8 protein-coding genes are annotated in these 13,518 nt (G+C 40.6%); all 8 read right to left on the bottom strand.

Annotated features, from left to right (window positions below; all coding sequences use genetic code 11):
- Positions 1–2: 2 nt before the first annotated feature.
- The 8 genes from Q0541_RS00475 to Q0541_RS00440 all read right to left on the bottom strand — a co-directional run bounded on the left by Q0541_RS00475 (position 3) and on the right by Q0541_RS00440 (position 13,448).
- Complete coding sequence (locus Q0541_RS00475) at positions 3–1,085, bottom strand: glycosyltransferase family 9 protein (protein ID WP_298904121.1); 1,083 nt, start codon at positions 1,083–1,085, stop codon at positions 3–5.
- An 80-nt stretch (positions 1,086–1,165) separates the two neighbouring features.
- Positions 1,166–2,143 carry a glycosyltransferase family 9 protein gene (locus Q0541_RS00470; RefSeq protein WP_298904118.1) on the bottom strand — a complete coding sequence of 326 codons (978 nt, stop codon included), beginning with the start codon at positions 2,141–2,143 and terminating at the stop codon, positions 1,166–1,168.
- A 244-nt stretch (positions 2,144–2,387) separates the two neighbouring features.
- Positions 2,388–3,644, bottom strand: coding sequence for a glycosyltransferase family 4 protein (locus tag Q0541_RS00465; protein ID WP_298904117.1), 1,257 nt, complete (start codon positions 3,642–3,644; stop codon positions 2,388–2,390).
- 98 nt (positions 3,645–3,742) lie between these two features.
- Positions 3,743–4,480 carry a methyltransferase domain-containing protein gene (locus Q0541_RS00460; RefSeq protein WP_298904115.1) on the bottom strand — a complete coding sequence of 246 codons (738 nt, stop codon included), beginning with the start codon at positions 4,478–4,480 and terminating at the stop codon, positions 3,743–3,745.
- A gap of 203 nt (positions 4,481–4,683) precedes the next feature.
- Positions 4,684–9,669, bottom strand: a complete 4,986-nt coding sequence (locus Q0541_RS00455) for a non-ribosomal peptide synthetase (protein WP_298904114.1) — start codon at positions 9,667–9,669, stop codon at positions 4,684–4,686.
- Complete coding sequence (locus Q0541_RS00450; protein ID WP_298904112.1) at positions 9,666–11,594, bottom strand: non-ribosomal peptide synthetase; 1,929 nt, start codon at positions 11,592–11,594, stop codon at positions 9,666–9,668. The genes Q0541_RS00455 and Q0541_RS00450 overlap by 4 nt, the downstream gene beginning before the upstream one ends.
- 41 nt (positions 11,595–11,635) lie before the next feature.
- Positions 11,636–12,625 (bottom strand): aspartate/glutamate racemase family protein, encoded by a 990-nt coding sequence (locus Q0541_RS00445; RefSeq protein ID WP_298904110.1) that lies wholly within the window; start codon positions 12,623–12,625, stop codon positions 11,636–11,638.
- Positions 12,594–13,448: a hypothetical protein gene (locus Q0541_RS00440; RefSeq protein WP_298904108.1), complete on the bottom strand. Its 855-nt coding sequence runs from the start codon at positions 13,446–13,448 to the stop codon at positions 12,594–12,596. The genes Q0541_RS00445 and Q0541_RS00440 overlap by 32 nt, the downstream gene beginning before the upstream one ends.
- Positions 13,449–13,518 lie beyond the last annotated feature (70 nt).

Genomic DNA, 13,518 nt, shown 5'->3' with positions numbered 1-13,518 from the left:
TATTAGCGATCGCACCTTTTTTGTCCAACCTCACAAAATCGCGTTGCTCCCTTGCTAAAACTATGCTCCTGACACAAGGTACATTTGAAGGTTGAAAGCGCTAGATGTACGTGAGGTTGTCTTGGTTTCCACAAATGTATTGGACTGGCTCCATCGCCGTCAACATCATTACCAAACAGAGCAATTGTATGGCATCCCACCGCAGCTGCAATATGCAATGGCCCTGCATCCACTGAGATGAAGGCTTTGGTTTGAAGAAATGCGCCTGCCAATTCTAACAGAGATGTCTGACCTCTGAGATCAATCAAAGCAGTAGTTTGTAATAACTCGTCCTCTATAGAACCTGCATTGTATAGCGTTTTCTGTATCTTCGGCGCACTGCCCACTAAACCGACACTCAATCCTTGTGCCGCACACCACTGGATAACTTGCTGCCAAGCATGAATCGGCCAGAGTTTAGCAGGCCGGGTGGCTGTCACATGAATTAGCACATCGGGTACAGGAAAATTAGGTACTTGACTGGGCAGTTCTAGCTTGAAAAAGTCGGTTTCAACATAGGCTAAACGACAGAAGATTTCCCCAATGTAGTTGCTCTGAATCACGCCTTGATGCCGTTCGACCAATTCAGAACTATTCCAATCTTGATCCTGGAGCAGGCGTTGAATTGAATTCGCATTTTCACCTCCATCAAGCTTTTTCTGAAAGTCTTGTGTCAAAGCCGCTCCTGTCACATACAGAGGACGTAGGGCAGTTGTCATCACTAGGTTGATGGGGCTGAATTCATCACAATTAATGGCTAAATCGTAAGAGCCTGCGACTTGTTGCCGTTGATGAACTACTTGCGCTAACTGCGCTAAGATATCATCGCGATCGCTATACAGAGAAAAGCGCCAATCAATGTAGGGACAATAGAGTTCAAAATCTTGGGTTACCTCACTGCCAAAAAAATCCAACGTGCAATCTGGATATTTTTCTTTCAGGCCTCGCAGCAAGGGGGTAGTTACTACATAATTGCCAACCTTGCTGGAGCCGAATACAGCAAGATGGGGATGTGGGCGTAAGGATTGATCGACAAAGACTTGCATATCACAGATTTATTACAAATTTTTCAAATTATTTTTAGATGATGCCTGACAACAACTTTCCAAGCATTCTCTTAGTTTTATTAATTCGTGATTAGTTTACTCAGTCGATTAAAGGAGTTGAGTTGTTCAAGAATGAATTCCAAGCAGTCTTCAAGAACTTCCTTCTTTTTCTCACCAACAATAACTAGATTCTGATTTTGAGGATAAGACCATCGACGCAGATGGGCAATACTAAATCCTTCCTGTTTCTCTTCTTCTAAAGAAGCTTTTTTCACAGCATCCCATAAAACCAGTGTTGGTTTCGCAAATGCAGTGGCAATATGAGAAGGCCCAGTATCAAATCCTACATATAAATCGCTTGCCCAAATCAGAGCCATTGCTTGTCTAATAGTTGTTTTTGGTGTAAAGATAGAAAACGTCTTTTGCTCAAAGTCATTATTGCCAATATGTAAAAAACTTACTTGATTTTTCAAGTAATCGACTAATTCTAGCCAGTTATCTAAGTGCCAAGGTGAGTCTTTAGTACTCGATGAAGTCCCATAGGGACAGATACAAACAACGGGACGTTTGAGGTGAGCAAGGGTCTTTAATCCCCACTGCATTTCTGCGTGAGATAAAAATAAAGAACCCCTTAATTGACGAGGGCGCAGTCCATGAGCAAAACAGATATTTTCTATGATATGACGGCTTTGACAAAAATTATCTGATTCAACGGACACTTCTAGCATGATGTTCGGGTCTATGTCATCGGCATTGATAATTGTCTCAATATATGGATTGTTCTCCCAGATTGCATACCCGTTTTCTTGAGCTTTTTTATAATAGTTTAAAGGAGCTGTCAATACTTTTATAAATCGCCCTTTGTTTAAAAATAATGCTTCAACTAATGGCGTATAACAGACACAACTTCCTATTCCAAGATAACTAGGTATTGCCAAGTCACAGTTATATTTTTCAGTATAATATTTCGATGCTGCTAATGGTTCTGAATTTCGAAATCGTGGATAGAAGATTGATTGATCTGTAGTACTGTTATTAAACATATTTGGCTTTTCCATATTTAGTGTGTTCAATTTTTAGTTAAATGCCAAAAAAGTAAAGTTAGTATCTCAAAATTATTAAAAGTTTTCCAATATCTCAGCTTGCTTAATGCAGAACTATAAATGTTATTAATAATATTTGGGAATCTTTATGAAACAAAGTACGTAGTATTATAAATCATTACAATAGTTGTGTTAGAGAGATAGTAAAAGCAAGCAGAGTTTTAAAAGTACATACGGTTAGAGTTTCCAAATTCCACCCTTATAAGTTAAGAATTTGCTGGTACAACTGAATGTACCGTTGGGCTTGCACCTCTAACGAGTACTCTTCAACTGCAACCTTGCGGCAATTTTGATTCATCCGATCGCGTAAATTAACATTTTCTAATAATTGGACAATCCCATTACAGAAATCATCAGCATCTTCCGGTTTTGCTAAATAGCCAGTGATACCAGGACGGACATAATCTGGAACGCCACCAACATTGAAGGCAACTGTTGGCGTACCACAAGCTGCTGCTTCCAGACCGACTAACCCGCAAACATCAGCACGGGTTGGAAACAGAAATAAATCGGCGGCAGAATAGGCAACCGCTTTCAAGCGATTGCTGCTGATATAGCCAAGGTGCAGTACTTCTATTTCTGCGGCATTTGAGATTGCCTTAGCTTCATCCCCAAAAGTCAGCAACACGGTTTCAGCTTTGAGCGATTTAGGTATGCGAGAAAGGGCTTTGAGCAATAAATCGCCACCTTTACGCCGATTGGTCATGTCTTGTGCTCCAAATATGAGAACTTTTTTATGCTGGGGAATTCCCAGTTCAGATTGACACTGCTGTTGATCGAGTGGTTGATAGGCTACTGTATCAATTCCGTAGGGAATGTGATGAATGGGGAAACAGTTGAGCATACTCTGTTTAGCGCATTCAGCCAACCAGCAACTAGGAGCCACGATCGTTAAGTTGGAGTGTCGATATGCCCAATTTTTTAACTTCCACTCTAGAGATGTGGCATCTCGTTGAATCGGAGGTAACGCATTAGGATAAGGACATTTTCCACAACCAGTTTGCCATTTTGAACAGTCATAACTGTAGGCACAGTGTCCTGTGAAACTCCACATATCATGTAGCGTATAGACCGCAGGTTTATCTCTCGTCAATGAAGGAAGCATGAGATAGGAAAAATAATCATCATGAAGCAGGTGAAAGTTGAGTAAAGCAGCATTTTGGTAGCAGGCTTGATGTTTAAGATCAGCAATTGAGGGATTGGCAACGTAATTCAAGCCAATTCGTCTTGTAATTGAGTTCGCTAAATCAACAAACTGATTTTTTCTTTGGACAATCTGTACCGTATTTCTCAAATCATTAGCTTTTTCTTGAAATACTCCATCAATCTCATCTTTATAGGCAAAGAAAGATTGAATACCAGCTCTGGATAAACCTTGATGCAGATTGTAGGCAGCAATAAATGCACCACCTAAGCCAAACCAGTTATTAATATGAAGTATATTGAGAGAATTCATTTTACTTCGTCTCCAGTGCCTTCTCTTAAATCTCCCATCTGGGTAGTACTTTTTCACCTCTCTAGTCGATACCTGCTATGTGAATTATTAGCATAGGACTATTTGATAGGACTAAGTAAGACAAAAATACGTGTATTAGGCGCGTGTGTTGGATCATTGATCAACTGTAAGATTTCTAGACCTGTTGACTTACATAATTGCTCAATATTCTTAGTATTTAAGGTTGTCCCCGTCCATGTTTTATCAATGCTAGATAATCCTAGTAATTTCAATAGAAATTTTGAAAGATGACTTTTAGCAAATATTTTGAATTTAGTTAATGGAGAAACTGTCTCTGTCCTTAAGTGAATCATTGCTTTACCAGTTATTTTAAGAAATCGTCGGATCTCAGTAAAGTTTTTCAAGATTACTTTCAAAGAAGACATATGTTGAAAAACTTCATAGGAAAAGACAAAATAAACACTTTCTGATTCTATTAAAGATAGAGAAGTCCCGTCATTTGTATAGAATTTCAAATTAGCATACTGCTCCTCAGAGGATAACTCTTTAGCTTGACGAATCATTTCATCAGCAACATCAACTGCAATGACGCTACGGAATCGTTTGGAGAGCGCACGACTAAACCTACCAAGACCATACCCTATTTCTAATACAGATGCATTACTTGCCGATGGTACTAATTGAGTAATGATCGGGTCAACAATTAATTTAGTTCTCTCTTCACCAAGAGCAAAAAAAGCATCTATATCCCCATTATAGAAAGTTGTTTCTATATAATAAAACGCATCTTTTTTAGCACGTTCATTCCGATTAATTTTCATCAAATTTTTAGCCAAATATAATTATTCTTTGGTAGTTTTTTTGATACATTAAATAATGTTTAAAAAAATATTTTTGATATATCTTTTAGTGTTTTTGAATTAGTATTTAACCTCAAGAGTATCAAATGATAGCGAAAAGTCTGTACCTTCTACTCATTATCATTTTTCTCTACGAGTTACAAAATGGCATTACCCCACTCTGTTTAACAACTGAAGATTCAAACATACCCTGAATATATTCTCTTAAAGAGATCTGAAACAGTCATTTCTGAATGGCTAACAAGCTTCGTCAGAATTTCCTGATAGTTGTTTAATAGGCGATCAATTGTCTCTGCTGTGAATTTCTCAGTGCCGTATTTAGCCCTGATCCGGATTGTTTTTGATAGTTCAACGTAAAGCTCCAACGGAGGTGTTTTGCCATAAAGTTCCATTGGTATATCGCCCCATTGTTCCAATGCGATCGCTTCCCAACCTGGGATTTGATCTTGAACCGAGGGGGTCATGGTAATGCTTGCCAGCAGATTCAGGGGACGTAAGTGTTGGATCTGCTCGATCACCTGATACAGCTGCACCTCTTTATGTTCGATCGCTTCATTGACGGTTTCTTGAAGTTGTTTAATTACAGTCGAGCCAGTCTGTTCCGGTAAAATTAGCGATCGCAGAATCACGTCATTGATAAAGCAGCCAATCATCCGCTCTGTGTCTGGCCCGGTGCGGTTGCCGAGCGTTGCCAGAATTAAAATCTCATTTTGTTGGTTCCACTTCGCTAAAACAAGTTTGAAAGCGCTCAACAAGATCACAAAACTCGTCACCCTCTGTGAACGACTCAGCCCTTCAATCGAACGAACGAGAGACTCAGGTAAGTGGATAAAACGATGCCCTGCCTGTTTACTAGACAGCATCAGACTTGGAGAGGGGTGTAACTCGTCATCAACGAGTTTGCGTTGCCAATAACTGAGTTGCTGTGCGATCGCGGACTCATTATAGACTTGCTGCTGCCACAAGGCAAAGTCTGCATATTGGCATGATAGGGCTGGCAGGGGCGAAGGTTCCCCATTAGCGAAAGCCTGCATCAGTGCGTCTAATTCTTGCAGAAGCACACTAAATGACCAACCATCTGTGATCATATGGTGCATGGTAATCACAAGCCAATGCTCATCCGGATTCAGTTGAAATAAGGCAGTTCTGATCAGGGGAGCAACAGCCAGGTTGAAGGGCTGCTGACGTATTTTAATTCCCAAACGAACCGCTTCCGACTCACGCGTCTCTGGGGGTAGGTGCTGGAGATTTTCATAGATTAATGGCAGGTGCAGGTGAGGTAAAACAATCTGCATCGGCCGATCGTTGATGATGGTGAAGACCGTGCGGAGATTCTCATGACGGCGGACGATTTCATTGAAACTTTGCTCGACGATTTCTGGTGAGAGAGAACCCCTGACTCGCATCAGAGTCGAACTATTGAGAGTTGCAACCTGACTATCTGATTGATTTAGTAACCATAACGCCTGCTGTGATAGCGAGAGAGGCACGGGTGTAGATGGGCTTCTCTCTAAGGGAGACATGGCTTTGTTTGAACTGAGTGTTGGATGGGTTTTTAACGACTCAATTAACTTGCTGAGGGCGGCGATTGTTGGGGTTTCAAACAGACACCGTAGAGGAAAATCAATCGCAAAGACTTGGCGAATTTGGAAGACGAGTGAGGTCGCCAGCAGAGAATGTCCGCCCAAATCAAAAAAGTTATCGTAAATCCCGACTTTCTCAATCCTGAGAATCGCAGCCCAAAGGTTAGCTAAAATTTCTTGGGTGGGGGTGCTGGGTGCTACGAAGCTAGATTCTAGTCCATTGTTAAAATTTTCCGGTATGGGTAGAGCGCGACTATCAACTTTTCCATTGGACGTTAAGGGAAACTTTTCTAGGACAACAAAGGCAGATGGAATCATGTACTCAGGCAGTTTTTTCTGGAGATAGTGGCGAAGGTCTTGAATATATGTCTCTAAACTGTTCCAAGTCGATTCGCGATCGGCTAAACTATTTGCTTGCGTTTTTTGAGGGAAAAACTGCTTTCCATTGGGAAACTCATAGAGAGAGCGATCGCCCTTGGCGGCTCCTAAAGGAGCATCGCCCAGTATACCCTGCTCTCTTAAACTCACCGAATTGAGAATGGTTGAAGCTTGGATATGGTCAGGAACAATATAGGCTACCAATCGCTTATTATTAGGTTCATCCTCTCTGGCAAGTACAACACATTCTTGCACAGCTTGATGCCCAGAAAGTAATGCTTTAATTTCTCCTAACTCAATCCGAAAGCCCCGAATTTTGACTTGATGATCGATGCGTCCTTTATACTCAAGCTCACCCGTAGGCAAATATCGCGCTAAATCCCCCGTTTTGTATAAACGCTCTTTCTGCTGGTTCCTAAACGGATTGGGCACAAACCGCTCCTCAGTAAGTTCACTGCGCCGCCAATAACCCCTCGCCACACCACCACCACCAACATGAATTTCTCCTACCACTCCAATGGGTACAGGTTGTTGGTATTTGTCCAGAAGGTAAATTTGCAAGTCGGAAATTGGTAGCCCAATTAAGCTACTAGTGGCTTTCACATCAGCTAAGGTTAAACGACGGATTGTCACATGAACCGTTGTTTCTGTAATGCCATACATATTTACCAACTGGGGCAGTCGATCCCCATGTCGCTCAAACCAAGGTTGCAACAAAGGTAACGAGAGTGCTTCTCCGCCGAATATCACTACCCGTAAACTCAATTTTTCTGTTGTCTTGAAGTGTTCATCAACTTGAATTAGTTGGTAAAAAGCGGATGGAGTTTGGTTGAGAACAGTCACTTGTTCAGCAATCAGTAAGTTGTAGAATGCTTGCGAGTCTCGGCTCACCTCGTAAGACACAACCACAACACACCCACCATACAGCAACCCTCCCCACAGTTCCCAAACCGAAAAGTCAAATGCAAACGAGTGGAATAGCGTCCATACATCCGTTTCATTAAAGTGATACCAACCTTCCGTTGCTTTGAATAACCGAACGACATTGTGATGAGTGATTAATACTCCTTTGGGCTTTCCTGTAGAGCCGGATGTATAAATCATGTACGCTAGATTATCATCCTGCACACCACTGACTAAGTTATCTTGGGAGTACTGAGCAATTTTGTCTGCCTCTTTATCTAAATAGACAACAAAATTGCTTTGATCTAAAGTGTTACGTAATTGCGAATTCGTTACTAACACTTGCACTTGTGCATCTTCTAGTATGTGGTTCAACCGTTCTTGTGGATTATTGGGGTCTAGTGGTACATATGCCCCTCCGGCTTTGAGTATTCCCAATATGCCCACAATCATTTCTAGTGAACGTTCTACGCAAATGCCTACTAATGTTTCTGGTTTTATACCCAGAGTTTGCAAGTGATGTGCTAGTTGATTAGCCTGCTGATTCAATTCCCGGTAAGTTAGCTGTTGTCCTTCAAACTTAAGTGCTACAGCTTCTGGTGTCTTCTCCATCTGTGCTTCAAACAACTCATGCAAACACAGAAACTCAGACTCAATCCCCTGTATTTCTTTCCCTAGCAACTGCTCCCTTTCTGTAGCGTTGAGTATTGATAAATTGCCGATACGCTGGTTTGGAGATTCAACAATTCTTGTTAGCAAAGTCTGAAAATGTCCACTGATACGCTGGATTATTTCTTCATTAAACAGATAGGCGTTGTACTCTAGTTTCCCTTGCAGTTCTGAGTTTGTTTCCCACAAATTTAAGGTTAAATCAAAGGTTGCTCCGGCTGTTGGTTTATTCAACTCCAGTACTTTTGTCATAACTCCTGGGAGTTGCAATTTCTCCTGAGCAATAGTTTCTAAAGTGAACATCACTTGCAAAAGGGGATTATTACCTGATTTGCGATCTATTTTCAGAGCTTCAATAACTTTAACAAAGGGAACCTCACTATGAGCATATGCTTTTAAAACAACCTTTTGTACTTCAGTTAAGAGTTCTTGAAAGGTAGGATTATCTGGAATCTGAATACGTAAGCCAAGTGTATTGACAAAAGCACCAATAAGTGTGTTTGTCTGCGCTGAGGTACGATTCGCAATAACAGTTCCGACAACTAAATCCTCCTGATGAGTGTAGCGGGAAAGTAAGATGGCGAAAGCAGTTAGGAGGGTGGTAAAAAGGGTTGTCCCAGACTTTTGACTTAACTGCTTTAACTTGCCACTTACCTCAGCACTGACACACAACGGAACTATACCAGATTGAAACGCTTGCTTTACGTTATCATTGCGATCGCGCCCTGCGCGGCTCCCTTTGGTAGCATCGCGTAACATCTCTAAAGGAGAATCGCTTAAGTAAGGCAGTTCCAAAACAGGTACAACTTCTGCCAACTGTTGCTGCCAGTAATTTAACTGTTGGGTAAAATTTTTAAGAGTGATCTGTTGATTTTGCCAATGAGCAAAATCAGCATATTGAATGGGGAGTTCTGGTAAAGAAGCTGTTTTTCCTGTTGAAACTTCTTGATACAGAGCTGATAATTCCCGCAAAAATATCTGGATTGACCAATCATCACAGATAATGTGGTGCAGATTGAACATCAACAAGTGAGTGTGATGATGGAGACGGATTAAAGTCACTCGCCACACAGGAGACTGATTCAAATCAAAAGCACGGGTACGCTCTTGCAAAAGAAGTCTTTGTGCTTGAGAAATACGCTCAGTTTCTGATAAGTTCTGCAAGTCAATTACAGGAATGTCAAAGGTCAGGTGAGGTGTAATAACCTGTACTGGCGAACCATTCACCACCTTGAACCCAGTCCTAAGAATGGAATGACGCGCAATCAGACATTGGATTGCTTGCTCGAAGTTGGAAATATTCAAGTCTCCTTCCAAGCGAAACGCTCTCACCATGTTGTAGATATAATTTGACTCTTCTAGGTGATGGAGCAGCCAAAATTGTTGTTGAGTGAAGGATAAAAGCAAACCTTCATTTTTTATAGTTGCATCAACGGGTTTAATAATTGATTGTGATTCAATTGTTGATTGATTGAGGAAGACTAAAATTTCCGTTTTATATGTTTTAATTTGAGCCAGTATATCTGAAGTTAAAATATCTTTAGGTGCTTGATAGCGGAGGTTGTTGCCATCAGCCCAGACTTTGATATTGAGGCGACTAAGTTCTAACAACAGTTCATCAAACGTTTTCATAGCATCCCTTCATCATAATCATCTGTACTATCAGGCACATCCTTTTGTACTAATATCCGACAAGTGTTTTCAATACGTTTAGCTAGTTGAGCGATCGTTGGTAATTCAAATACAGTAATTAAAGGAATATTTAGTGAGAAAGTGTTAAATAATTCTAGAATAAGTTCATTAACAAGTAAGGAATGACCCCCTAATTCAAAAAAGTTATCATGAATCCCAATTTCTTCTATTTTAAGAATTTGAGTCCAGATGTCAACCAGTATTTGCTCAGTAGGAGTATGAGGCAAAAGTATACTTTCTAACTGCGCTCTTTGCAGCTGATTGAAAGCGGGTAAACCCAAACGGTCAACTTTACCATTGGGCGTTAGGGGCAGAGCTTCTAAAGTCATAAAAGTTGAGGGAACCATGTAGTCTGGTAGGCTTTTTAAAAGCAGACTTCGTAGTTCTCGAAGTGAGAGTACTTGTTGGGGAACGAGCGGCACAATATACGCTCTTAGACCTAGATTGTCAGGTGATACTACGACAGCAGCCTCTCGGATGAGGTTGGTATTGAGCAATGCCATTTCGACTTCCGAAACGTCGATACGGTAGCCCCTGACTTTCACTTGGAAGTCTTTTCTACCTAAGTGCAAAAGGCAGCCATCTGGCAACATACAGCCTAAGTCGCCCGTTTTATATAACAGCTTATTTTCTTCTTGAACTTCTTTCAAAAGTACCGCTTCGGTCAAGTCTGGTCTTTGCCAATAACCACAAAAGAGATAACGACTTCTGACTACAATTTCACCAATTTGATTAAACTTAACTGGTTTACCTTCATCATCAATTAACAAAACCTCATGATCCTCAACTGCGTAGCCAGCTGGTACAGTACTGCCAATAATTTCCGTTTCCTGATCAACAAAGTACTGCCGAATTGGGCTAATTTCCGAACCTCCTAAATTGGCAACAAAAATACAGTTATCAGAGAAATGCTGCTTGTAAAGTTCTACATCTTTTTTATAGACTGTCTCACTCCCTACCTGAATTAAACGCAATTTGGGGAACTTCTCCTGTTGAGTTAAGGTGTTGATAAAATGGCGAAACATAGTCGCTACCGCAAAAAAGATGGTTATTTCTTGTTGGTTTAGCCAGCTACTTAAACCTATTAGCCCTTCTTGTTTAACGTCATATGGCAGAAGAGTTGCACCATTGAGCAACGAGCAGAAGATATCCCTTACAGCACCAGCAAAATTTGGGGAGTACAAAAGTGCTAGCCTGTCATTGGCACAAATATGACCGCTGTTGGTATAGTTCATCGTCAGATGCAGAACATAACGATGGTTTTGGATTACGCCTTTGGGCTGCCCTGTTGAGCCAGAGGTATAAATGATGTAGGCAAAATTATCTGGTTGCAGAGGTAAATCTAGATTTTCACAAGAAATACTGGAATCTATCTCGTCAATATTGAGTATTTCTAATCCGCTAATTTGCAATTTTTTGGCAAATGAGATATTTTTGCTATCTGTTAGCAATAAACCCGCTTGTGAATCTTCCAAAATATAGCTAATCCTTGCTTGTGGCAGCGAGGGATCTAGTGGTACATAAAACTTACCAACTTTCAATACACCCAGAATTGCAGCAATTATCGGAGCACCACTCTCAAATAACATTGCAATCGGTTCTGCTTGGTGATCGCCTTCGGCGCAGCAAAGCTGAACGCGCTTGATTAAGATAGCCCTGGCTATGCGATTGGCGAACTGATTCAGGGCATTATATGTGAACACATGCTCCCCAGTCTTAACAGCAATCTGCTCAGGATGCATATCTACTTGTTTTTGAAAGCGCTCAGGAACCGATAGTTCAACATCTTCCTTGTCGAACTTTATAAAAGGATTATTTGGGTAGACATTACGTCTCTGAATTAACTGTTGCAAAGAATTACTCATCGTTGATTTTCATGATTAGAGCTATTTAATTTTTCCTGGCGTTAATGACTGACTGTCCTCAAATACTGCAAGGATTTAAGTCTACTGTTCAAAGTTAGTTGTACAGGATCAATAATTTCCAATTTTGATAAGAACTCCTTTACTTGCTTAGAAGAGTTAGTTTTCAACCATTCCAGCAAGTAGGGGATTTCGCTACATCCAGCGATGATACAGTCAACAGTAGGCTGGAGCTTGAATAGTTCAACGAAAAAATGTTCACCGACTTTACAAGCAAAATTGTAGTCAGATGTTTTTACTCCTTGATAAATAGATTGCATTAATATTGATTGCAATTCATCGTTGGGTTCTAAGTAAACAATGCCCGCTTTTTGAAGTGGTCGAGAGTAAACACACCCTAGTCGCGTTGCTGTAGTACATAGAATTAAAGGCTGACAAAAGTTTTGTTGTTGCAAGTGGTGTATTGTAGTGTCAATCAAAGAGATCCATTGTAGTCTGAAAAAAATCTTTGAATAATTAAGCAGGAGTTGCTGCATCACTTCAGGTAAGAAATAATGAGCGCCATTGCACAGAACGATCAACTCAACAGCTTCAACGCTAGAGCAAATATACTGCATTGCTTCTCGGATAGCGATCGCCAGCATGATCGCTAAATCCGGCTCTTGAGATGCACCAATTTGAGTCTTTTGTTGAATGGCCGTAGTCCGATTAGGCAGTGAACAAGCTTGAAACAGAACAATTTCCCTACTGTTCTGGAACATCTGACAGGCTACCTCAAAAGCTCCCAAACCTGCTAGAGGCCCCATTCCGCCCAACAGTAGTAAAGCAGGCGCTTGAGTCTGTTTTGGTCTAAGCACAATCACTTCAGTAGGGTAACTTTGATCCTCAACAGCTTCTGAACGTAGTTTTTTGTTTTGAGCGATCGTATACAGATGTTGTCGAAAATCTAAAGTTGCAGCAATAGCTTGTTGAGCATCGTCCAAAAAATACTGAGCTTGAGGTTTAAGACACGGATAGCAGATGTTTTGCTGCATTTATTTCTTGTCTCATCTCTATAGTTAGTGCTTCCATTACAGTACCTAACCGAGTCAGGTACTCCTTAAACAAGAGTTTTGCCTGTGTATAGTCAATTGGAGTATTAGTAGCTTTGCTATACTCATTCAAGGCTTTGACGACCACTTGAAAGTGAGCCACTTCCGTTTCGTCTGCAACATGAACACCGATATAGAACAGAGCTTTATTTTTTTCTTCAGGGGAAAAGTGGTAATACTTCTCAATTAATTCTGAAAAAGCAAATAAGGCTCGCGTATATTCACCGTGGTTGTAAATTTCTGAGAACATATTTGTGAATAACCCCTTGTAAATATCATTTACCACCATGTTGTGATATATCCATTTTTTAAAATCACCCGCTTGGGGTAAACAATATTCATCTAATTGCCAAGGGTAATTTCCTAAAAGGCTATTAGCAAAATCTTCATAGAGTGCAGCGTGAGTTACACCCTCGTAGTCTAACCCTAAATCTTCGTGACTAGTTTCAGCATTGAAGGCGCTGGCTAACAATAATTGTTCCCGTTCTTGAGTTTCTCTGGTTAAAGCAAGACGTTGTAAACGGCAAGATAGACCATATATACCTAACATTTTCAAGTGCGTAGCTTTCCAGGAATTAAAGAATGTAGCTAGCATTTTGCTTGACCAGCAATGGGTAGGTAACAGCTCAAAAAAGTTTTCACAATGTTGCAGTGCTTCACTTGCTTCCAAGAAACTCTGATTCAAAGCTTGTTGCAACTTTTCGTCAGAAACCATGTTGATGATACTGGTAATCGTGTTGAAAATGCTGGGCGTCGATGCGATCATAAATATAGATGTTAAAGGTTAAAGACTGCCTTTTTGCCAGGAAGATTGTATCAATCTTTTTCAAGCTAAT

The sequence above is a fragment of the uncultured Nostoc sp. genome (assembly GCF_937863485.1).
In the GTDB taxonomy this organism is placed as follows: domain Bacteria; phylum Cyanobacteriota; class Cyanobacteriia; order Cyanobacteriales; family Nostocaceae; genus Nostoc.
Note: the sequence above shows the minus strand (reverse complement) of the source record. Positions and strands in the feature narration are given on the sequence as shown.

What these genes read in the sequence shown, in the direction of transcription:
- Q0541_RS00445 (WP_298904110.1), bottom strand. Translation starts at nt 12,625, where the DNA reads ATGCAGCAAAACATCTGCTATCCGTGTCTTAAACCTCAAGCTCAGTAT.
- Q0541_RS00475 (WP_298904121.1), bottom strand. Translation starts at nt 1,085, where the DNA reads ATGCAAGTCTTTGTCGATCAATCCTTACGCCCACATCCCCATCTTGCT.
- Q0541_RS00465 (WP_298904117.1), bottom strand. Translation starts at nt 3,644, where the DNA reads ATGAATTCTCTCAATATACTTCATATTAATAACTGGTTTGGCTTAGGT.
- Q0541_RS00440 (WP_298904108.1), bottom strand. Translation starts at nt 13,448, where the DNA reads ATGATCGCATCGACGCCCAGCATTTTCAACACGATTACCAGTATCATC.
- Q0541_RS00450 (WP_298904112.1), bottom strand. Translation starts at nt 11,594, where the DNA reads ATGAGTAATTCTTTGCAACAGTTAATTCAGAGACGTAATGTCTACCCA.
- Q0541_RS00455 (WP_298904114.1), bottom strand. Translation starts at nt 9,669, where the DNA reads ATGAAAACGTTTGATGAACTGTTGTTAGAACTTAGTCGCCTCAATATC.
- Q0541_RS00470 (WP_298904118.1), bottom strand. Translation starts at nt 2,143, where the DNA reads ATGGAAAAGCCAAATATGTTTAATAACAGTACTACAGATCAATCAATC.